Below are 19,140 nucleotides of genomic sequence, written 5' to 3'. Positions count from 1 at the left end.
TTTTCCCGCGCGGAGGGTGCGCCACGCGGAGTGGCGGCTGTACGGGCTACGGGCCGGCCGGGACCGGCGTCGTGTCCTCGTCGGCGTCCTCGGCCGCGGTCTCTCTGGCCTCGGCCGCCTCCTCGGCCGCGGTCTCCCTGGCCTCGGCCGCCTCCTCGGCGGCGGCCTCCGCCCGGTCGCGGCGTTCCCGGCGGACCAGGACGACCCAGCCGACCGGCACCGCCGCGGCGAACAGCCACCACTGGACCGCGTACGCCATGTGGGGGCCGATGGAGTCGTGGTCCGGTTCGGGCACCAGCTCCGGCTTGCCGTCGGACGGCTCGGGCCGGGTCTGCTCGATATAGCCGCCGAGCAGCGGCCGGCCGACCCGCTTCGTCTGTTCCCTGCTGTTGATCAGCATGATCTGGCGGGGCGGCAGGCCCCTGGTGTCCTTGATGCCGCTGACGGCGGTGGTCTCGTCGGCCATCATCCGGCCGGTCACGGTGACCTTGCCCCGGGGGGCGGCCGGGACGTCGGGGAACTTGGTGAGGTCGTTGCCCGCCGAGATCCAGCCGCGGTTGACCAGCACGCCCCGGCCGTCGCCGAGGACCAGCGGGGTCAGGACGTAGTAGCCGATGCTCTGCTCGTCGGCGGCGGTGCGCTGGCGGACCACGACCTCGTGCGCGGTGTCGTAGGTGCCGGTGGCGGTGACCGTGCGCCACATGTCGTGGTGCGGCAGGGTCCGGCCGGGCGCGGCCAGCTCGGTGACCGGGACCGGCCTGGCGGCCAGGCTGCTCGCGATCAGCTGGTTCTGCGCCACCTTGTGCTCATGGCGGTGGAGCTGCCAGAAGCCCAGCTTGATCATGACGGGGATCAGCAGAAGAGCCACGAGGGTGACGATCACCCACTGCCGGGACAACAGGAAGCGGTACACGGCCTCGACGGTACCTGGGGCGCCGCCGCCCCCGGCCCGGGGGTCCCCCTGGGGCACCGTCCCGACCGGCGGGAGGAGAGGTGCCAGGGGGCGGGGGGCGCCACCGGCCCGGCGGGCCGCCCGCCGGATCAGACCCGGTCGACGATGCCCACCCTCCCGTCCGACCGGGCGCAGTGCGCACCGCAGTACCACTGCCCGTCGGCCTCGACGCCCTGGCCGATGATCTGGCACCGGCAGTGCTCACAGATCGGCGCCATGCGGTGGATGGCGCAGGCGAAACAGTCGAAGACGTGCACCGCGCCCTGCGCGTGCACCTCGAATGTCATGCCGTATTCGTTTCCGCAGACCTCACAACGTGCCATGCGCCACAGGGTGCGGGCGCCACCCCCGCGGGACGAGGTGCCGACGGGTGTGTTGGGCGGGCTTCACCCGGACGCAGGCGCCGACGCCGCCGGCTCGACATCCTGCAGCAACTGCATGAAGGCCGCCTCGTCGATCACGACCGTGCCGTACGAGGCGGCCTTGGCGGTCTTGGAGGTCCGGGCGTCGGGGTCGTTGGTCACCAGCAGGCTGGTCAGCCGGGACACGCTGGTGGCGACATGGAGCCCGGCCTCGATCGCCCGGTCCTCCAGCAGCTCGCGGTCCACGGAGGTGTCGCCCGAGAAGGCGACCCGCATCCCCTGGACGAGCCGGCCGCCGGCTTCGTAGCGCCCCGGGTTGGGGTACGGGCACGCCGGGCGCTTGCGGGCGGGCCGCCAGGACGTGGGGCGGTAGGCCGCGGCGGTGGAGCGCTGCCGGGGCGCGGGGGCGTCCGACCACTCCGTCAGGGGCTGACAGGTCAGCAGCGGCAGCCGCAGGTTCTCCCGGGCGGCGCGGTGCAGACTGGGACGGAACGACTCGGCCAGCACCCGGGCGTCGTCCAGCGCATGGTGGGCGCGCTCCTGCACCACGCCGTAATGCGCGGCGAGCGACTCCAGCTTGTGGTTGGGCAGTGGGAGCCGCAGCTCCTTGGAGAGGGCGATGGTGCACAGCCGCTGCTGGACCGGTGCCGTCGCCGCGGCGCGGGCGTACTCGCGGGCGATCATCGACCAGTCGAACATGGCGTTGTGCGCGACCAGCACCCGGTCCGCCAGGCGCCGGGACAGCTCCGGGACGATCTCCGGGAAGAGCGGGGCATCGGCCAGTACGGAGCTGGTGAGCCCGTGGATCCAGACCGGTCCCGGGTCCCGCTGCGGGTTGACGAGGGTGTACCAGTGGTCCTCGACCTCGCCGTGTGCGTCGAGTTGGTACACGGCGGCGGAGATGATGCGGTCGTCGCGGGCCAGGCCCGTGGTCTCGACGTCGACCACCGCGTACCCCGGGGGATAGGCGGACGGCCAGGGGGCCGGCGGCGTCTGCGGGCCCGGCTGCTGGCCGATCTTCGGCGCGATCGGGTCGGCTGCTGCCATGCGGTCTTCGAGCATGGTCACTGAGGATACGGGCCGCCACTGACAGCCACCGAACCGGCGTGGGGCGCGCGGGGTGCCCGCGCGCCCGCCGCACCCTAGTCCCGGGACCGCGACCGGAGTTGACGGCGGGCCGGTTGCCCGGGTGCCCGGCGCTGTCTCCCCAGCGTCCGCGCGGCCTGCGCCACCTCCCCCACCGAGCCGTCCTCGCCGATGTCCACCCGGCGGAGCGTGGCGCCCGGTGTGCGGGTGACGACGTCCACGAGGCGGCCGTCGGCGAACAGTCCGGCGGCGCCGTCGTCGACGGCCCAACCTCCCGGCAGCGCACGCGCGTTGACCGCCGCGCGATAGCCGGGCCGGCGCTCCGGCTCGCTGTCGTAGTGCGGGCACAGACTGCCCGGCAGCAGCCCCAGCCCGTCGGCCAGCGGCACCGGCGGACCGAAGGAGTCCGAGTACGCGCTCTCGAACCAGCAGCACGCTCCGGCGCTGATGCCGCACAGCACCACCCCCGCCTCGTACGCCTCGCGCAGGATCGCGTCCAGGCCGTGTACCCGCCAGACGGCAAGCATGTTGGCGGTGTTGCCGCCCCCGACGTAGACGATGTCCTGGGAGAGGACGAATGGCCGCAGATCGGTCACGGTGCGCCGGAACAGCTCCAGATGGCTCTTTTCGCACGCGCGCGGGGCGAACGCCGTGTGGAACGCCTCGATGTACCCCGGTGCGTCGCCGCTCGCGGTCGGCAGGAAACAGACCTTCGGCCGGGTCCGCCCCGCGCGCTCCAGGACGTAGTCGTCCAGCAGGGTGTCGGGGTCGTCGGAGAATCCGCCGCCGAGCAGGGCGATGGTCGGTGTGCCGGTCATGGGACCTCGATTCCGTTCGCTGCCGGGACCTTCCGCCGGGCCGTCGTCGCGGAGCAGCTGACGGCACGTCTTACATACTTCTCAGTAACAACCCCTAGCGGCACCGCCGTCCACCGATTTATGGTGCGGGGCATGCCGCACCTGCCCGATGTCCTGTTGTGGTCCATCCCGGCCTTCGTCCTGCTCGCCGTGATCGAGATGGTGAGCTACCGCCTGCATCCCGACGAGGAGGCGAAGGGCTACGAGGCCAAGGACGCCGCCACCAGCGTCGGCATGGGCCTGGGCAGCCTGGCCTTCGACGCGCTGTGGAAGGTCCCCATCGTGGCGATCTACGCCACGATCTACGAACTCACCCCGCTGCGGATACCCGTGCTGTGGTGGACGCTGCCCCTGATGCTGCTCGCCCAGGACTTCTTCTACTACTGGTCCCACCGCGGCCACCACGTCATCCGTGTCCTGTGGGCCTGCCACGTGGTGCACCACTCCAGCGAGAAGTTCAACCTCAGCACCGCCCTGCGCCAGCCCTGGACGACCTGGACCGTCTGGCCCTTCTACGTCCCGATGATCGCCCTCGGCGTCCATCCGGCCGTGATCGCCTTCACCTCCGGCGCCAACCTCGTCTACCAGTTCTGGGTGCACACCGAGCGGATCGACAAGCTGCCCCGGCCCTTCGAGTTCGTGCTCAACACCCCCTCCCACCACCGGGTCCACCACGCCTCGCAGGGTGGCTACCTGGACCGCAACTTCGGCGGGATCCTGATCATCTGGGACCGGATGTTCGGCTCGTTCGTGGCCGAAACCGAGCGGCCGGTCTACGGGCTCACCAAGAACATCAAGACCTTCAACCCGCTGCGGGTGGCCACCCATGAGTACGCCGCCATCGCACGCGACGTACGGGCCGCGGACAGCTGGCGCGAGCGCGCCGGGCGGGTCTTTCGCGGGCCCGGCTGGTCGCCGGCCGAGCGGGCCGGCGCGGGAGAGACCCCGCAGGCCGGTCCACCGGAGGCCGGGGCGCGCGCCTCCGTCCAGGAGCCGGCCGCGTGAGGGCACGGTGGCCCCGGGCCGTACGGCCGCTGCTGTGGCTGGGTGTCGCACTGGCCGTCGTGCACCTGGCGGCGCTGCTCGGGGACGTCACGGCCGTCACGCACGTCACCAAGCCCGCGCTGATGCCGGTGCTCGCCGGATACGCACTGGCCCGCGGCGGCCCCCCGCTGCTCGCCGGGGCGCTGTTGTGCGGCTGCGGCGGTGACACCTTCCTCCAGATCGGCGGGGACATCGCCTTCCTGGTGGGGATGGGCTCGTTCGCCGCGGGGCACGTCTGCTACCTGCTGCTGTTCGCCCGGCACGGGGCGTCCCCCGGCCCCGGACGGCGGGGGCGGACGGCCGCGGCCGGTGCCGCGTACGCCGTGCTGCTGGCCGGCACGGTGGCGCTCCTGTGGCCGGACCTCCCGGCCGAGCTGCGCATCCCGGTCGCCGGCTACAGCCTGCTGCTCACCGCGATGGCGTTCGGCGCCCTCCGGGCGGGCCCCCTGGCCGCCGTCGGCGGGCTGCTCTTCCTGCTCTCCGACACCCTGATCGCGAGCGGGATCGCCCACTGGCCGCAGCTGCCCGCCCCGCAGTTCTGGATCATGTTCACCTACGTCGCGGCCCAGTACGCGCTGGCCGGCGGGGTGCTGCGCGCCGCCGCCACCGCTCCCCGGTCCGCACCCGGCCGGCCGCGGGCGCCGCGGACGGCGGGCGTGCCGTAACCGGACGCTCCCGCCGGACGAGCCCGGAGCGGCGGCCGGAGGCGGGCCGGTCCGGGCGGCCGGACGCGGTGCCGCTTGAGTCTCCCCCGTGGGAGACCCGACAGTGGAGGGCATGTACGAGGACGGCACGGGCCTGCTCACCATCGGCGCACTGGCGCGGCTGACCGGTGTCCCGGTCAAGACGATCCGCCACTGGTCGGACCAGGACCTGCTGCCGCCCACCGCCCGCACCCCCGCGGGCTACCGGCTCTACGGCCCGGACGCCCCGGCCCGCCTGGAGATCGTGCGCAGCCTGCGCGACCTGGGCATCACAACGGCGGCGATCCGGTCCGTGCTGCAGCGGCAGCGCACCGTCGCCGAGACGGCGGCGCAGTGGGCGGACGCGCTGGACGCGCAGATCCGCACCCTGCAACTGCAGCGCGCCGTGCTGCGGTCGGTGGCCGCGCGGGGGAGCGCAGCAGAGGAGCTGCCCCGAATGACCGAACTGGCCCGCCTGTCGGACCGGGAACGCCGCCGCATCATCACGGACTTCGTCGATGACGCCCTCGACGGTGTGCACGCCCCCGCCTACCGCAGCGGTCTGCTGGCCGCCACCCCCGATCTGCCCGACGACCCCACCCCCGAGCAGATCGGCGCCTGGTTCGAGCTGGCCGCCCTGGTCCGCGAGCCGGAACTCCGGGCCGCGCTGCGCCGGCTGGCCGAGCACAGCGCCCGTACGGCACCGGCGCCGGAGCAGCCGCCCGCCGCGGAACCGGACGCCGTCGGGGCGGAGCGGAACGCGGCCGCGCAGGAAGAAGCCGCCGTACGCGTCGCGGAGCTGATGCGGGTGCGCGGCGAGGCGGCCCTCGCGGCCGGTATCGCCCCGGACTCCCCGGCAGCCGAGCCCGTCGCCGCCGAGCTGGTCGCCGCCTGGATCCCCACCCAGACCGGCACCGCCGACCCGCCCGCCGAGGACGGCCCGCAGGCCCGCGCCCGTCTGCTGGAGCAACTGGAGACCGCCGCCGAGCCGGCCGTCGAGCGCTACTGGCAGCTGCTGTGCACCGTCACCGGCCGGCCCGCCCCGCCCAGCTGGGGCCCCGCGGGCACCTGGACCGCGGCCGCGCTGCGCGCCCACCCCCGGCCGTACCAGCTGGACCGGTCCGCGTTCGAGGCCGCCGACCCGGACCGGGTGCTCCACGCCTACGAGCAGGTGATCCGGGACGTCGGCGCCCTGGTCGCCGCCGTGTCGCCCCAGGACCTCGCGCTGCCGACGCCGTGCGCGGGGTGGAGCGTGCGGCAACTGCTGGATCACATGGTGTGGGAGAACCTGATGGCCACCTCGATCGCCGAGGACGCCCCGCGCGACGACTTCACCGCCGACCACCTCGGCGACGATCACCGCGCCGCCTTCGAGGACTCCGCCCGCGCCGCCCTCGCCGCCTTCACCGGCAGCGGGATGCTCCACCGCACCTACGGCCCCTATGAGGCGCCCGGCGCGATGCTCGTCCAGCAGGTCGTGGTCGAACTCCTCGCACACGGCTGGGACCTGGCGCGGGCGACGGGCGCGCCCACCGGGTTGGCCCCGGAGGTCGCCGAGGAGACGCTGGCGGCGGCCCGCCGGATCTACGGCGCCGCGCCGCGCACCGAGGGCAGCTCCTTCGCCCCGGAGCGCCCGGCCCCGGCCGGCGCGAGCGCCCCGGACCGGCTGGCGGCCTTCCTCGGCCGCGATCCGGCCTGACCGGCCCGCCCCGCGGGCCCGCGCCCACCACGGCGCGAAGGGCCGGGTGACGCACCACCCGGCCCTTCGCGCACCTACCGGAACCGTCCGGCCGTTACTTCTTCACCGCGTCCAGGGCATCGACGATGCCGTAGCCGAAGTGGCTGTTGACATGCTTGGTGCCGGTGCAGGTCGCGTCACCCGTGGGGCAGCCGGGGTTGTCCGCCTGCTCCTTGAGGAGCCACTGGATCTCCTGCGGGCTGGACTTCGGGTGGGCGCTCTTGAGCAGCGCCGCGACGCCCGCGACGTGCGGGGTCGCCATGGAGGTGCCGGCCAGGTAGGCCCAGTCACCGCCCGGCATGGTGGAGAGGATGTTGCCGTTCTTGGCGGGCAGCTCGGGCACCTGCCGCGAGTCGCCGCCCGGTGCGGCCACATCGATCTGGCCGAGGCCGTAGTTCGAGTAGTACGACTTCAGCTTGTTGACGCCGGCCGCCGCGACCGTCACCGTGCCCGGCAGCTGGGTGGGAACGTCCCAGCAGGTCTTCGGGTTGATGGTGCGCTCGACCGGGGTGGAGTCGTTCGGGCTGGAGGCGTCGGGGAGCTGAGGGGCCGCCAGGTCGAGGCCGGAGTTGCCCGCCGCGGCGATGTTGATCGCGCCCTTGCGCTGGGCGTAGCTCGCCGCACGGCCGACCGCGTCGATGATGGCGGCCTGGTCGGCGTCGTCCTTGCAGTTGAACATCCACGGGTCGACGTAGTAGCTGTTGTTCGTGACCCCGATGCCGTGATCGGCCGCGAAGACGAAGGCGCACACCACGCTCTCGGCGTAGAAGAGGCTGGTCTCCGGCTCGCTGACCTTGAGGGCGGAGATCTTCACGCCCGGGGCGACCCCCGCCACGCCGACGCCGTTACGGGCCGCGGCGATCGTGCCCGCGACATGGGTGCCGTGGTAGTCCTCGTCCGGGTTCCAGGGGCGCCAGGCGCCCTTGGAGGTGTCGGCCACGCCGCCCACGCAGTTGGCGGACTGCTTCGCGGAGAAGTTGGCCTTCAGATCGGGGTGGGTGTCGTCCACGCCGGTGTCGATGATGCCGACGGTGACGTTCCTGCTGCCCGGGTTCACCTTCGCGGCCTTGTCGGCCTTGATGGCGGGCAGGTCCCACTGCAGCGGTTCGAGCGGCTCCTCGCCGTTCGCCTTCGCCGCCTTGCCGGCCGCCATGAGCTGGGACTTCGGCAGGTCGATCTTCTGCGGCTTGCCGATGTCGGTGGTGCCCTGCGCCTTCAGCGGCGCGGTACGGGTCGCACCCGCCGACTGCACCCCGGGCAGCGTCCGCATGGAGGCGGCGAACTGGGGGTTGGCCGAGTGGACGACGATCACGCCTATCTGTTCATGGGCGATGACCACCTTCCCGCCGGCCTTGGCTATCGCCTTCTCGACCTTGCCGACCGTGGCGCGGCCGGGCGTGGTGTTCACGACGTACGACAGCAGCGGGCCGTCGGCCGAGGCGGCGGCCGGGACGGAGTCCTGGGACGCGGCGGTGGCCGCGTTCGGGAGGAAACCGAGGGACGCCGTCAGAGCCAGTCCGAGCGGTACGGCCAGCGCCCGCATGCGTCTGGATCGGGGATGTGCCATGGGTACTCCACATCATCCGTGAGACCGCCCGTGCACGGATTGCGCACGGGCGGATGCAGTGAGATGTGAAGCTATCGGCGATCACTCGTGTGCAGCAATGGAATGCGGCGAAAAAACGGGGAGAAAACCCGCCATGAGTGTGGAATTGATAGCGCGTCAGCCGATCTCGGCCCGGATGACGCCCCGTCAGGGGCCGGTCAGCCGTGGCGGCGCAGGGTGGTGATGCTCAGCGGGGGCAGCGCGATCCGCGGGCCGTACCAGCGGCGCGCGGCGGTGGCCGTCCCCGGCCGTGGCTCCGACGGGGCGAGGGGGAGCGGCGCCGGCAGCCGGATGCTGCCGTAGGGGCGCCGACGGGGAGCGGACGGCTGTGGGCCCTGCTGGGGCGGCGGATTCACACCGGGCTCAACGAAGCGCCCTCCGGGCGGTGGCGGTCGGCGCGCGGGATTCCCCCGGTTACTTCTGGGATTCAACCAACGCACCCCTGTCGTATCGTCTGATGCGCCTCTACGATGCGTGATCCAGATCACTTACGTGAGCCTTACCGTCGGCCGGGCCCTTCCGGGGCCGATCCGCCGGACCGGCCCGGGAACCCGCCCCTTCGCGTCAGGAGATTCCGTGAGCGCCGCACCGACCCTCGACCCGGGGACGCACGAACCGCCCGACTACATCCAGGTGCAGTCGAGTGCGGAATTCGATGAACTCCGCCGCGCACACCGCTCGTTCGCCTTCCCGCTGACCGTCGCCTTCATCCTCTGGTACCTCGGGTACGTACTGCTGTCGAGCTACGCCGGCGGCTTCATGGGCACCAAGGTCCTCGGCCACGTCAACGTCGCCTTCGTCCTCGGCATCGCCCAGTTCGTCACGACCTTCCTCATCGCCTGGTGGTACTCCCGGCACGCCGCCACCCGGCTCGACCCCAAGGCCGAGGCCATCAAGTCCCGCCTGGAAGGTGACGCATGAGCCCCCTGCGCCACCCCCTCGCCCTCGCCCTCGACCTCGCGGCCGGCGGGGCGGGCGAGCACCGCACCCTGATCGTCACCCTCTTCGCGGTCTTCGTCGCCGCCACCCTCGGCCTCACCGTCTGGGCCGGCCGGCAGACGAAGGGCACGGAGGACTTCTACGCCGGCGGCCGCCAGTTCAGCGGCTTCCAGAACGGCCTGGCCATCTCCGGCGACTACATGTCCGCCGCCTCCTTCCTGGGCATCGCCGGCGCCATCGCCCTCTTCGGCTACGACGGCTTCCTCTACTCCATCGGCTTCCTCGTCGCCTGGCTCGTCGCGCTGCTCCTGGTCGCCGAACCGCTGCGCAACTCCGGCCGCTTCACCATGGGCGACGTCCTCGCCTACCGGATGCGCCAGCGCCCGGTCCGCACCGCCGCCGGCACCTCCACCATCATCGTCTCGATCTTCTACCTGCTGGCCCAGATGGCGGGCGCGGGCGCCCTGGTCACCCTGCTCCTGGGCATCACCAGCGAGGCGGGCAAGGTCCTGGTCGTCGTCCTCGTCGGCGTGGTGATGATCCTCTACGTCACCATCGGCGGCATGAAGGGGACCACCTGGGTCCAGATGGTCAAGGCGGTCCTGCTGATCGCCGGCACCCTGCTGATCACCTTCCTGGTGGCGCTCAAGTTCCACTTCAACCTCTCCGACCTGCTCGGTGCCGCCGCCGAGAACAGTGGCAAGGGATCCGCCTTCCTGGAGCCCGGCCTCAAGTACGGGGCCACCGCCACCTCGAAGATCGACTTCATCTCGCTGGGCCTCGCCCTCGTCCTGGGCACCGCGGGCCTGCCGCACATCCTCATCCGCTTCTACACGGTCCCCACCGCCAAGGCCGCCCGGAAGTCGGTGAACTGGGCGATCGGCATCATCGGCGTCTTCTACCTGATGACCATCGCGCTCGGCTTCGGCGCCGCGGCCCTCATCAAGCCCGAGACGATCACCGTCTCCAACAAGGCGGGCAACACCGCGGCCCCGCTCCTCGCCGAGGCGATCGGCGGCGGCGCCGGCTCCACCGGCGGGGCCATCCTGCTCGCCGTCATCTCCGCGGTGGCCTTCGCGACCATCCTCGCGGTGGTCGCCGGCCTCACCCTCGCCTCGTCCTCGTCCTTCGCGCACGACCTGTACGTCAACGTCCTGCGCAAGGGCAGGGCCACCGAGAAGGAGGAGGTCGGCGCGGCCCGCTGGGCGACCGTCGGTATCGGTGCCATCGCCATCGTCCTGGGCGTCTTCGCCCGCGGCCTGAACGTCGCCGGACTGGTGGCGCTCGCCTTCGCGGTCGCCGCCTCCGCCAACCTCCCGACCCTCCTGTACAGCCTGTTCTGGAAGCGCTTCACCACCCAGGGCGCCCTGTGGTCCATCTACGGGGGCCTGGTCTCCTCCGTCCTGCTGGTCCTCTTCTCCCCGGTCGTCTCCGGCAAGGAGACCTCGATGTTCCCCGGCGCCGACTTCGACGTCTTCCCGCTGGAGAACCCGGGCCTGATCTCCATCCCGCTGGGCTTCCTGCTCGGCTGGCTGGGGTCCCTGCTGTCCAAGGAGGAGCCGGACGTCAAGAAGTACGCCGAACTGGAGGTCCGCTCGCTGACCGGGACCGGAGCCCACTGAGGCGGTACGGCCGGGCCGTTCTGCAGGACCCGGGCGGGGCGGTGTCGTAGAGATCTACGACGCCGCCCCGCCCACCTCGTGCTTCTCATCTCTGCTGGCTGTCACACCCATCGCGTAGGCTCGAAGACGTACTGATCCACCGGAGGAGAGGTACCGAGCCATCACTCTTGGGGAGGGGGCCCAGTGCTCATCGACACCTACGGTCGTGTGGCCACCGACCTGCGCGTTTCACTCACCGACCGGTGCAATCTGCGGTGCACGTACTGCATGCCGGAAGAGGGCCTGCAATGGCTGGCCAAACCCGACCTGCTCACCGACGACGAGATCGTCCGGCTGATCGGCATCGCGGTGCGGGACCTGGGCATCGAAGAAGTCCGCTTCACCGGCGGTGAACCGCTGCTCCGCCCCGGTCTGCCCGGCATCGTCGAGCGCGTCGCCGCCCTCACCCCGCGTCCCCAGATGTCGCTGACCACCAACGGCATCGGCCTGCAGCGCACCGCCACCGCACTCCGCGACGCCGGCCTGGACCGGGTCAACGTCTCCCTCGACACCCTGCGGCCGGACGTCTTCCAGGCCATGACCCGCCGCAAACGCCACGACGACGTCCTGCGCGGACTGGAGGCCGCCCGCGCGGCCGGCCTCACCCCGGTCAAGGTCAACACCGTCCTGATGCCGGGACTCAACGACGACGAGGCCCCCGACCTGCTGGCCTGGGCCGTCGCCAACGACTACGAGCTCCGCTTCATCGAACAGATGCCGCTGGACGCCCAGCACGGCTGGAAGCGCGACGGCATGATCACCGCAGGTGACATCCTCGCCTCGCTGCGCACCCGCTTCACCCTCACCCCCGAGGGCCAGGAGGAGCGCGGCTCCGCGCCCGCCGAGCGCTGGATCGTCGACGGCGGCCCGCACCGCGTCGGGGTGATCGCCTCCGTCACCCGCCCCTTCTGCCGCGCCTGCGACCGTACGCGGCTGACCGCCGACGGCCAGGTCCGTACGTGCCTGTTCGCCACCGAGGAGACGGATCTGCGCACCGCTCTGCGCTCCGAGGCCCCCGATGACGAGATAGCCGAACTGTGGAAGCGCGCGATGTGGGGCAAGAAGGCGGGCTCCGGTCTGGACGATCCGTCGTTCCTGCAGCCGGAGCGTCCGATGTCCGCGATCGGCGGCTGAGCCGGTCCGGCTCAGCTCCCGGCGGCCGAGGCCTCCCACTCCTCCAGCGTCACGACATCCTTGAGGAAGCCGCGCACGCCGAGGAACTGCGACAGATGCTCCCGGTGCTCCTCGCAGGCCAGCCAGGTCTTGCGCCGGTCCGGGGTGTGCAGCTTCGGGTTGTTCCAGGCCAGCACCCATACGGCGGCGGCGCGGCAGCCCTTCGCGGAACAGACGACGGCGCCCTCGGCGGTTTCCTGGGGATTCGGGGAGTTCACGGCCTCAACCCTACGTCCTGCGATCATCGCTTCGGCCCCGGCCACCGCCACCCCGCGGGCCTGCGGACATGACGACGCCGGGCAGCCACGGGGGGAGCCGCCCGGCGTCGGTCCGTCGCTCCGACGGGGGATGCGGAGCGCGTACGCAGTATGTCACGGGGGATGGTGCGCAGTGCACCGGAACTCCATGATTGATCTGAGCTTTTCTTGAGCTTTGCAGACCGGTCGATGATCAGCTGGGGTCGTGCGGTGAGCGGGAAGAGCCCGCCGCCGGCCGCTCCGGAACGGATTCCGCCGGCGCGCCGTCGGCCCCGGGCGTCAGCATCGGACGGGTCGGGCCCGCGACGAAGGTCTTCGGGAGCGAAGGGGCGTTCTCCCGGCCCGCGTTGGCGATCACCACCGCGATATAGGGCAACGTCAGACCCAGCACCAACGTCGCAATGGCGACGGGCCGTTCGATGTTCCACAGCACGACGGTGAGCACCACCGCCACCGTCCGCACCGCCATCGAGATCACATACCGGCGCTGCCGTCCGCGCACATCCTCGGACAGGCCCTGCCGGGCCCCGGTGATCCGGAAGGCCTGGCCGCTGCTCTGCTTCCGCATCACGTTCCACCACCTGCTCTGTCGTGCCGGATTTTCCCCGGTATCCGGTCGGATCCCACGGTACGCCGCGGCTGCGCCGCCTTCGAGACCGGGTCATGCCCCGTTTCGGCGGGCCGGTCACCGCACGGTGCGTACGACGGTCCCCGGCGTGCGCCGTAGCCGATGCGGAGTGACACTGACGGGGCGACCGTCATCTGCACCGTGCCGCAAGAGGAGTCGACATGACGTGGTTGTGGGCCATCATCGTGGGCCTGGTGCTTGGCCTGATCGCGAAGGCCATCATCCCGGGCAAGCAACAGATCCCGCTCTGGCTGACCGTGATCTTCGGCATGCTGGGCAGTGTCCTCGGCAACTGGGTCGCGACCGGCATCGGGGTCAACGACACCAAGGGCATCGACTGGATCCGGCACCTGCTGCAACTGGCCGGTGCGGTCGTCATCGTCGCCATCGGCGACCGTCTCTGGGTCTCCATGAAGGGCCGCAAGAGACACGCCGCCTAGGCACGAAACGGGCGGCCGGTGCGCAGCGATGCGCACCGGCCGCCCGTACCTCTGCCGTGTCAGCGGCCGTCGAGCTGGGCCAGCTTCCGTCCGGCCTTGAGGTACGCGACCCCGGCCGTGTCCGCCAGCTTCTCGGCCAGCACCTCACCCAGCGGCCGGACCGAATCGGCCTCCGCCAGCACCACGGTCTGCTGCCCGTCCTGGCCCTCCACGACCAGCCGCAGCGCATTCTGCTTGGCCAGCCGCCGCGCCGCGGAGGCGCTCGGCGTGAACTCCAGGACCTTGGTGAGCACCGTCGCCACCGTCTCCGCGCCGTGCGCGGCGACATCGACGACCGGGAGCGACTCCACATCGGCGAACGACTTCTTGGAGAACTGCGCGATGAAGCCGGCCCGTGCCGCCATCGCCGCCTCCAGGCCGTACAGCGCGGCCACGACCTCGCCCGCCAGGACCTTCTTGAGGTCCATCGGGTGCAGCGAGCGGTCCGTGACCCGGCCCAGGACGAGCGCGATCTCGTCGTCCGTCCACTCCGTCCAGGCCTTCAGGTACGGCTCCATCAGCCGGTCCGGCACCGACATGATCTTGCCGAAGACATCGTCGGCGGGCGCGCCCAGCCCGACGTAATTGCCCTTGGACTTGGACATCTTGGCGCCGGTGCCGTCCGTGCCCTCGATCAGCGGCATGGTGACCACCAGCTGCGGACGCTGCCCGCGCAGCTCCATCAGCTTGCGGCCCATCTGCAGATTGAGCAGCTGGTCGGAGCCGCCCAGCTCCACATCGCACTCCAGCGCCACCGAGTCCAGGCCCTGGGCGATGGGGTACAGCAGCTCCGTCATGGTCAGACCGGAGCCGGCGGCCAGCCGGTTGCGGAAGTCCTCGCGCTGCAGCAGCTGGGAGGCCGGCACCTGCGCGAGCAGCGTGAGCAGCTCGGGGAAGGTGTACGGCGCCAGCCACTCGCTGTTCTGCCGGAAGCTGACCTTCTCGAAGTCGAAGAAGGGCCGCACCTGTTCGCGGTAGGTGGCCAGGTTGTGCGCGATGTCCTCGTCGGTCAGCGGCGGGCGCTCGGCCGTACGGCCCGACGGGTCGCCGATCTTGGCGGTGAAGTCACCGATGATCAGCGTGACGTCATGGCCCAGCCGCTGGAACCGGCTCAGGACGATCAGCGGCACCGCATGCCCCAGGTGCACATCGGTCGCCGTCGGGTCGATGCCCAGCTTGATGTGCAGACCCGTGCCGGCCGCCCGGCGCTCCTCGATCCGCTCGGCCAGCTGCTCCACGCCCGGCAGGACCTCGACCGTACGGGCCGCGATCAGCTCGGCCTGCTCCTTGGCGGGCAGGTCCGTCAGATCGAGATAGCGCCGCGCGCCCGTCTCCTGGAGCAGCTCCTGGACCGTGGCGTCCGAGGAGAGGTCGGCGGAGAGCAGGGTGGTGGCGCGGGCGACGGATTCGCCGAGGCGTGTCATGGCGTTCCTGATCGATCGTGGTTCCCAAACGGGAGGACAAGCGAACAGTCTATTCGCCCCGGAGGCTCCTCCGGCGCCGCCCGCCCGCCCCGCGGGCCCCCCCCGGGCCAGCCGCCACCGGCCGGGCGGGCGCCCGCCGCCTCACACGCCGCGGCTGACCGAGCTCATGTTGAAGTCCGGGACGCGCAGCGCCGGCATCGCGGCCCGGGTGAAGTAGTCGCCCCACTCGCGCGGCAGGGTCCGCTCCGTACGGCCCGCCTCCACCGCCCGGGACAGCAGGTCCACCGGCGATTCGTTGAACCGGAAGTTGTTCACCTCGCCGACCACCTCGCCCTGCTCGACCAGGTAGACCCCGTCCCGGGTCAGACCGGTCAGCAGCAGCGTCGCCGGGTCCACCTCGCGGATGTACCACAGGCAGGTCAGCAGCAAGGTGGGGCCGTCATGACCGGCGGCCGCCACCATCTCGTCCAGCGAGCGCGAACCGCCGCCCTCCAGGAGGAGGTTGTCGATGCCCGGCGCCACCGGGAGGCCGGTCAGCGCGGCGCTGTGCCGGGTGGTCGGCAGCCGGTGCAGGACGCCCTCACGCATCCACTCGGTGGCCGCCAGCGGCAGCCCGTTGTCGAAGACCGAGGCATCGTCGCCGGAGGAGTGCGCCAGGACGAACGGCGCGCACTCCAGACCGGCCGCCCACGGGTCGCTGCGCAGGGTCAGCGGCAGCTCGCAGAGCCGCTCGCCCACCCGGGTGCCCGCCCCGGGGCCCGCCGAGCCGTCGCCGTCGGCCGGCCGGGAGAAGACCGTGCGGCCCTCCGCGGCGTCCCGGGCCCCGGAGGACCACATCTGGTAGACCAGCATGTCGCCGACGGCGGTCGGCGGCAGGAGGGTGTCGTACCGCCCGGCGGGCAGGTCGATCCGCCGCTCGGCCCAGCCCAGCCGCCGGCTCAGCTCGGCGTCCAGCTCCCGCGGATCGACATCGGTGAAATCGCGGGTCGCGTGACCGGTCCAGGCCGAGCGGGTGTGGTCCGGAGACTTGGCGTTCAGCTCCAGTGTCCCGGTGGGCTGGTCGTGCCGCAGCCGCAGCCCGGACGAGTTCCCCAGATACGACGAGACGACGCCGTGGTGCGCGAAGCCGTACAGTTCCCGGCCGCCGGCGCGGGCCTGCCGGAAGGACTCGCCCAGGGCCGGCGCGAACGCCGCGAACACCTCCGAGGAGGTCTCGGCGGGCTCGTCGGTGAAATCGGCGGACACCTTTCCGCCCCCGACCAGCGGCTGCGCGTCCTCGGCAGGACCGGCGTCCCGGGCGGCCGCCTCGGCGGCCCGCACCAGCGGCTCCAGGTCGTCCGCGGTCACCGCGGAGCGCGAGACGACACCGGACGCCGTGCCCTGCCCGCCGTCCACGGTCGCCACGACCGTGAGGGTGCGGCCGCGGGTGACGCCGTTGGTGGTGAGCGCACTGCCCGCCCAGCGCAGATTGGCGCTGGAGTGCTCATCGGCGATGACCACACAGCCGTCGGCCCGGGAGAGCTCCAGGGCCCGCTCGACGATCTCGTGCGGCCTGTTCCTGCGCGGCGTACGCGTGCTCATGGACCGGCCTCCTGGTGGAAAGCGGACTGTACGGGGCGGGGTGCGGACGTGCTGTCCGGCTGGGAGCAGAGCTTATCGAGCGGTCTACCGGGCGGTGGAGGACTCTGCCAAGGGGGCCGCGGCCGGTGGGGCGTCCCCCGGCCACTCCGCCGACGAGCAGGACCAGGAGCGGGACCCGTCCGACGGACGGCCGCGCCGTGCGCCCGGGACCGACGCCGCCGGTGGCCACCGCACGCCCGCCGTGACATGGCGGACCGGGACGCCGTGGCCCGCGGGCTGCCCCGTGACCCCCGTCAGGCCGATTCGCCGGGCCTCAGATACCGGTAGCCGTGGTCGGTCTCCTCGGCGAGCCAGCCGTTGACGCTGCTGAGGCCGCGCTCGTTGATCTGGCCGTCGTGTATCGCAAAGGCCCGCTGCGGCCGGACCGCCTTGACGAAGTCGATCGCCTCCGCGGTCTTCATCCACGACCCCTGGACCGGCACCAGGAGCGTTTCCACCGGCTGCTCGGGCACGTGGAACGCGTCACCGGGGTGGTAGACCGACTCGTCGACGAGGTAGCCGAGGTTCGCGCAGTCCGGCCGGCCGCCGTGGACGGGCGCGTGACGACCGCCCACCGCCCGTACCCGGAAGCCGGCGGCCGTGAACTCCATGCCCGAGGACACCCGGGTGACCTCCAGCCGTGGGATGTCCGCCCCGGCAGGGGCGTGGACCGGCGCGCCGAGCCCGGCCAGGCGAAGGACGTCGATGTGATCGGCGTGTTCGTGCGTCACCAGCACGGCGTCGGCACCGGTCAGAGCGGCCGGCTCGCTCCACGTCCCGGGATCGATGACCAGCACCCGGCCCTCGTGTTCGAGCCGCACACATGCGTGGGTGTATTTCGTGATCCGCATGACGTCCCAACGTACTGCGTCCGCGAACTCTCCCTCCATCCGGCGGGAATGACGCTGCATCACGCGCGCGATGCCGCGTGCCCTCCGTGCGGCCTTCGAGTTCGTTGCGTGCTGACGGGGCTTGCCGTGCTCGTGTGTGGACCCGGTGCGGACGTGTGGACCCGGTGCAGACGTCGGACCGTGGTGTGGCGTGCTGCCCGTCAGGTCCGCCCCGACTCGGCCGACGTGTTCAGGACGTTCACGTTCCGGAACAGTGCCGAGGGACAGCCGTGGGAGACCGAGGCCACCTGGCCGGGCTGGGCCTTTCCGCAGTTGAAGGCGCCGCCGAGGACGTAGGTCTGCGGTCCGCCGACCGCGGTCATCGAGCCCCAGAAGTCGGTGGTCGTCGCCTGATAGGCCACGTCGCGCAGCTGTCCCGCCAGCCGCCCGTTACGGATCGCATAGGCCCGCTGCTGGGTGAACTGGAAGTTGTACCGCTGCATGTCGATCGACCAGGACCGGTCGCCGACGAGGTAGATGCCGCGCTCCACTCCCGAGATCAGCTCCTCCGTGGACGGTCCGTCCGCCGCGGGCTGCAGCGAGACGTTCGCCATCCGCTGGACCGGCACATGGCCGGGGGAGTCCGCGTACGCGCAGCCGTTGGAGCGCGCGAAGCCGGTCGACTCGGCGATCCTCCGGTCGAGCTGATAGCCGACCAGGGTGCCGTCCTTGATCAGGTCCCAGGACTGGGCGGCCACCCCCTCGTCGTCGTAGCCGATCGTCGCGAGCCCGTGTTCGGCGGTCCGGTCGCCCGTGACGTTCATGATCTCGGAGCCGTACGCCAGCTTGCCGAGCTGGTCGAAGGTGGCGAACGAGGTGCCGGCGTACGCCGCCTCGTAGCCCAGCGCCCGGTCCAGCTCGGTGGCGTGCCCGATCGACTCATGGATCGTCAGCCAGAGGTTGGACGGATCCACCACCAGGTCGTACGCGCCGGCCTCGACGCTCGGGGCGCGCATCTTCTCGGCGAGGTGCTCGGGGAGGCGGGCCAGTTCACCGTCCCAGTCGTAGTGGTCGCCGGTCAGGTACTCCCAGCCGCGCCCGACCGGCGGGGCGAGGGTGCGCATCGAGTCGAAGTCGCCGGTCACCGGGTCCACCGCGACCGCGGTCAGCTGGGGGTGCAGCCGCACCCGCTGCTGGGTGGTGCTGGTGCCCGCGGTGTCCGCGTAGAACTTGTTCTCCTTGACGGTCAGCAGCGAGGCGTCCGCGTGGGCCACGCCCTCGGCGGCCAGCAGCCGCGCGCTCCACTCCGCCAGCAGCCCGCTCTTCTCGGTGTCCGCCACGTCGAAGGGGTCGATCTCGTAGGAGGAGACCCAGGTGCGGTCCGGATAGGCGGGTTCCGCCGCCAGCTCGACCCGCGCGCGGCTGCCCTCGGCGGAGCCGGCGGTCGTGATCACCTTCGCCGACAGCTTGGCCATCGCCACGGCCTGCGCGGCCACCCGTGCCGCCGCGTCCATGGTCAGATCCACCCCGGAGGCGAAGCCCCAGGCCCCGCCGTGCACCACCCGGACCGCGTAGCCGAGGTCGGTGGTGTCCGAGGTCCCGGACGTACGGGCGTCCCGCAGCCGCCAGGACGCGCTGCGGATCCGCTCCAGGCGGAAGTCCGCGTGGTCGGCGCCCAGCGCGCGGGCGCGGGCCAGCGCCGCATCGGCCAGCGCGCGCAGCGGCAGCGCCAGGAATGTTTCGTCAACGGCATGGCGTGCAGGCAAGGATTCCTCCCGTGGTCGGCGCCTGCATCATGCCC

General features: G+C 71.9%; 19 protein-coding genes. 7 read left to right on the top strand and 12 right to left on the bottom strand.

Annotated elements, in window-relative coordinates:
• Positions 1–46 precede the first annotated feature (46 nt).
• The 4 genes from Scani_RS25885 to Scani_RS25870 form a co-directional block, all read right to left on the bottom strand.
• Entirely contained in the window at positions 47–913 is an 867-nt protein-coding gene (locus Scani_RS25885) for an SURF1 family cytochrome oxidase biogenesis protein (RefSeq protein ID WP_159480229.1), read from the bottom strand.
• Between the two features lie 128 nt (positions 914–1,041).
• On the bottom strand, positions 1,042–1,275 hold the full coding sequence (locus Scani_RS25880; protein ID WP_030087516.1) for a metallothionein: 234 nt from the start codon (positions 1,273–1,275) through the stop codon (positions 1,042–1,044).
• Positions 1,276–1,338: 63 nt separating this feature from the next.
• Positions 1,339–2,376, bottom strand: coding sequence for a DEDDh family exonuclease (locus Scani_RS25875; protein ID WP_246296165.1), 1,038 nt, complete (start codon positions 2,374–2,376; stop codon positions 1,339–1,341).
• A gap of 80 nt (positions 2,377–2,456) precedes the next feature.
• Positions 2,457–3,218 carry a Type 1 glutamine amidotransferase-like domain-containing protein gene (locus Scani_RS25870; RefSeq protein WP_159480228.1) on the bottom strand — a complete coding sequence of 254 codons (762 nt, stop codon included), beginning with the start codon at positions 3,216–3,218 and terminating at the stop codon, positions 2,457–2,459.
• Between the two features lie 132 nt (positions 3,219–3,350).
• Between Scani_RS25870 and Scani_RS25865 the strand changes: the two genes are divergently transcribed.
• The 3 genes from Scani_RS25865 (at position 3,351) to Scani_RS25855 (ending at position 6,683) form a co-directional block, all read left to right on the top strand.
• Positions 3,351–4,262, top strand: a complete 912-nt coding sequence (locus Scani_RS25865; protein WP_159480227.1) for a sterol desaturase family protein — start codon at positions 3,351–3,353, stop codon at positions 4,260–4,262.
• Entirely contained in the window at positions 4,259–4,966 is a 708-nt protein-coding gene (locus tag Scani_RS25860; RefSeq protein ID WP_159480226.1) for a lysoplasmalogenase, read from the top strand. The genes Scani_RS25865 and Scani_RS25860 overlap by 4 nt, the downstream gene beginning before the upstream one ends.
• 88 nt (positions 4,967–5,054) lie before the next feature.
• Positions 5,055–6,683: a TIGR03086 family metal-binding protein gene (locus tag Scani_RS25855; RefSeq protein WP_246296164.1), complete on the top strand. Its 1,629-nt coding sequence runs from the start codon at positions 5,055–5,057 to the stop codon at positions 6,681–6,683.
• A 94-nt stretch (positions 6,684–6,777) separates the two neighbouring features.
• Here Scani_RS25855 and Scani_RS25850 read toward each other — a convergent pair whose 3' ends face one another.
• Together Scani_RS25850 and Scani_RS25845 are read right to left on the bottom strand one after the other, a co-directional pair.
• The gene (locus tag Scani_RS25850) at positions 6,778–8,289 is read right to left on the bottom strand and encodes a S8 family serine peptidase (RefSeq protein WP_159480225.1); all 1,512 of its coding nucleotides are present in this window, start codon (positions 8,287–8,289) and stop codon (positions 6,778–6,780) included.
• Positions 8,290–8,486: 197 nt separating this feature from the next.
• Positions 8,487–8,684 (bottom strand): hypothetical protein, encoded by a 198-nt coding sequence (locus Scani_RS25845; RefSeq protein ID WP_159480224.1) that lies wholly within the window; start codon positions 8,682–8,684, stop codon positions 8,487–8,489.
• A gap of 220 nt (positions 8,685–8,904) precedes the next feature.
• On the opposite strand from Scani_RS25845, the gene Scani_RS25840 reads away from it, so the two are divergent.
• The 3 genes from Scani_RS25840 (at position 8,905) to moaA (ending at position 12,062) form a co-directional block, all read left to right on the top strand.
• Entirely contained in the window at positions 8,905–9,249 is a 345-nt protein-coding gene (locus Scani_RS25840; RefSeq protein WP_159480223.1) for a DUF485 domain-containing protein, read from the top strand.
• Positions 9,246–10,889: a monocarboxylic acid transporter gene (locus tag Scani_RS25835; protein ID WP_159480222.1), complete on the top strand. Its 1,644-nt coding sequence runs from the start codon at positions 9,246–9,248 to the stop codon at positions 10,887–10,889. The genes Scani_RS25840 and Scani_RS25835 overlap by 4 nt, the downstream gene beginning before the upstream one ends.
• Positions 10,890–11,072: 183 nt before the next feature.
• The gene (moaA, locus tag Scani_RS25830) at positions 11,073–12,062 is read left to right on the top strand and encodes a GTP 3',8-cyclase MoaA (protein ID WP_159480221.1); all 990 of its coding nucleotides are present in this window, start codon (positions 11,073–11,075) and stop codon (positions 12,060–12,062) included.
• An 11-nt stretch (positions 12,063–12,073) separates the two neighbouring features.
• Here moaA and Scani_RS25825 read toward each other — a convergent pair whose 3' ends face one another.
• Positions 12,074–12,319, bottom strand: coding sequence for a hypothetical protein (locus Scani_RS25825; protein ID WP_167538137.1), 246 nt, complete (start codon positions 12,317–12,319; stop codon positions 12,074–12,076).
• A 232-nt stretch (positions 12,320–12,551) separates the two neighbouring features.
• The gene (locus Scani_RS25820; protein ID WP_159480219.1) at positions 12,552–12,926 is read right to left on the bottom strand and encodes a DUF3099 domain-containing protein; all 375 of its coding nucleotides are present in this window, start codon (positions 12,924–12,926) and stop codon (positions 12,552–12,554) included.
• A 221-nt stretch (positions 12,927–13,147) separates the two neighbouring features.
• Here Scani_RS25820 and Scani_RS25815 point away from each other — a divergent pair, with 221 nt between their 5' ends.
• Positions 13,148–13,426, top strand: a complete 279-nt coding sequence (locus Scani_RS25815; protein ID WP_159480218.1) for a GlsB/YeaQ/YmgE family stress response membrane protein — start codon at positions 13,148–13,150, stop codon at positions 13,424–13,426.
• Between the two features lie 59 nt (positions 13,427–13,485).
• On the opposite strand, the gene tyrS is transcribed toward Scani_RS25815, so the two are convergent.
• The 4 genes from tyrS to Scani_RS25795 form a co-directional block, all read right to left on the bottom strand.
• Positions 13,486–14,889: a tyrosine--tRNA ligase gene (tyrS, locus tag Scani_RS25810; RefSeq protein WP_159480217.1), complete on the bottom strand. Its 1,404-nt coding sequence runs from the start codon at positions 14,887–14,889 to the stop codon at positions 13,486–13,488.
• Positions 14,890–15,030: 141 nt separating this feature from the next.
• Entirely contained in the window at positions 15,031–16,470 is a 1,440-nt protein-coding gene (locus tag Scani_RS25805) for a metallopeptidase TldD-related protein (protein ID WP_159480216.1), read from the bottom strand.
• A gap of 293 nt (positions 16,471–16,763) precedes the next feature.
• Positions 16,764–17,360 (bottom strand): MBL fold metallo-hydrolase, encoded by a 597-nt coding sequence (locus Scani_RS25800; protein WP_159480215.1) that lies wholly within the window; start codon positions 17,358–17,360, stop codon positions 16,764–16,766.
• Positions 17,361–17,560: 200 nt separating this feature from the next.
• Positions 17,561–19,105, bottom strand: coding sequence for a TldD/PmbA family protein (locus Scani_RS25795; protein ID WP_159480214.1), 1,545 nt, complete (start codon positions 19,103–19,105; stop codon positions 17,561–17,563).
• Positions 19,106–19,140 lie beyond the last annotated feature (35 nt).

This window comes from Streptomyces caniferus (assembly GCF_009811555.1).
Taxonomy (GTDB): domain Bacteria; phylum Actinomycetota; class Actinomycetes; order Streptomycetales; family Streptomycetaceae; genus Streptomyces; species Streptomyces caniferus.
The sequence above is the reverse complement of the archived record's forward strand: the minus strand, read 5'-3'. Positions and strand labels throughout refer to the sequence as shown.

Coding starts and splice junctions, on each gene's coding strand:
- Scani_RS25880 (WP_030087516.1), bottom strand. CDS start 1,275: ATGGCACGTTGTGAGGTCTGCGGAAACGAATACGGCATGACATTCGAG.
- Scani_RS25875 (WP_246296165.1), bottom strand. CDS start 2,376: ATGCTCGAAGACCGCATGGCAGCAGCCGACCCGATCGCGCCGAAGATC.
- Scani_RS25870 (WP_159480228.1), bottom strand. CDS start 3,218: ATGACCGGCACACCGACCATCGCCCTGCTCGGCGGCGGATTCTCCGAC.
- Scani_RS25865 (WP_159480227.1), top strand. CDS start 3,351: ATGCCGCACCTGCCCGATGTCCTGTTGTGGTCCATCCCGGCCTTCGTC.
- Scani_RS25850 (WP_159480225.1), bottom strand. CDS start 8,289: ATGGCACATCCCCGATCCAGACGCATGCGGGCGCTGGCCGTACCGCTC.
- Scani_RS25835 (WP_159480222.1), top strand. CDS start 9,246: ATGAGCCCCCTGCGCCACCCCCTCGCCCTCGCCCTCGACCTCGCGGCC.
- Scani_RS25820 (WP_159480219.1), bottom strand. CDS start 12,926: ATGCGGAAGCAGAGCAGCGGCCAGGCCTTCCGGATCACCGGGGCCCGG.
- Scani_RS25815 (WP_159480218.1), top strand. CDS start 13,148: ATGACGTGGTTGTGGGCCATCATCGTGGGCCTGGTGCTTGGCCTGATC.
- tyrS (WP_159480217.1), bottom strand. CDS start 14,889: ATGACACGCCTCGGCGAATCCGTCGCCCGCGCCACCACCCTGCTCTCC.
- Scani_RS25805 (WP_159480216.1), bottom strand. CDS start 16,470: ATGAGCACGCGTACGCCGCGCAGGAACAGGCCGCACGAGATCGTCGAG.
- Scani_RS25800 (WP_159480215.1), bottom strand. CDS start 17,360: ATGCGGATCACGAAATACACCCACGCATGTGTGCGGCTCGAACACGAG.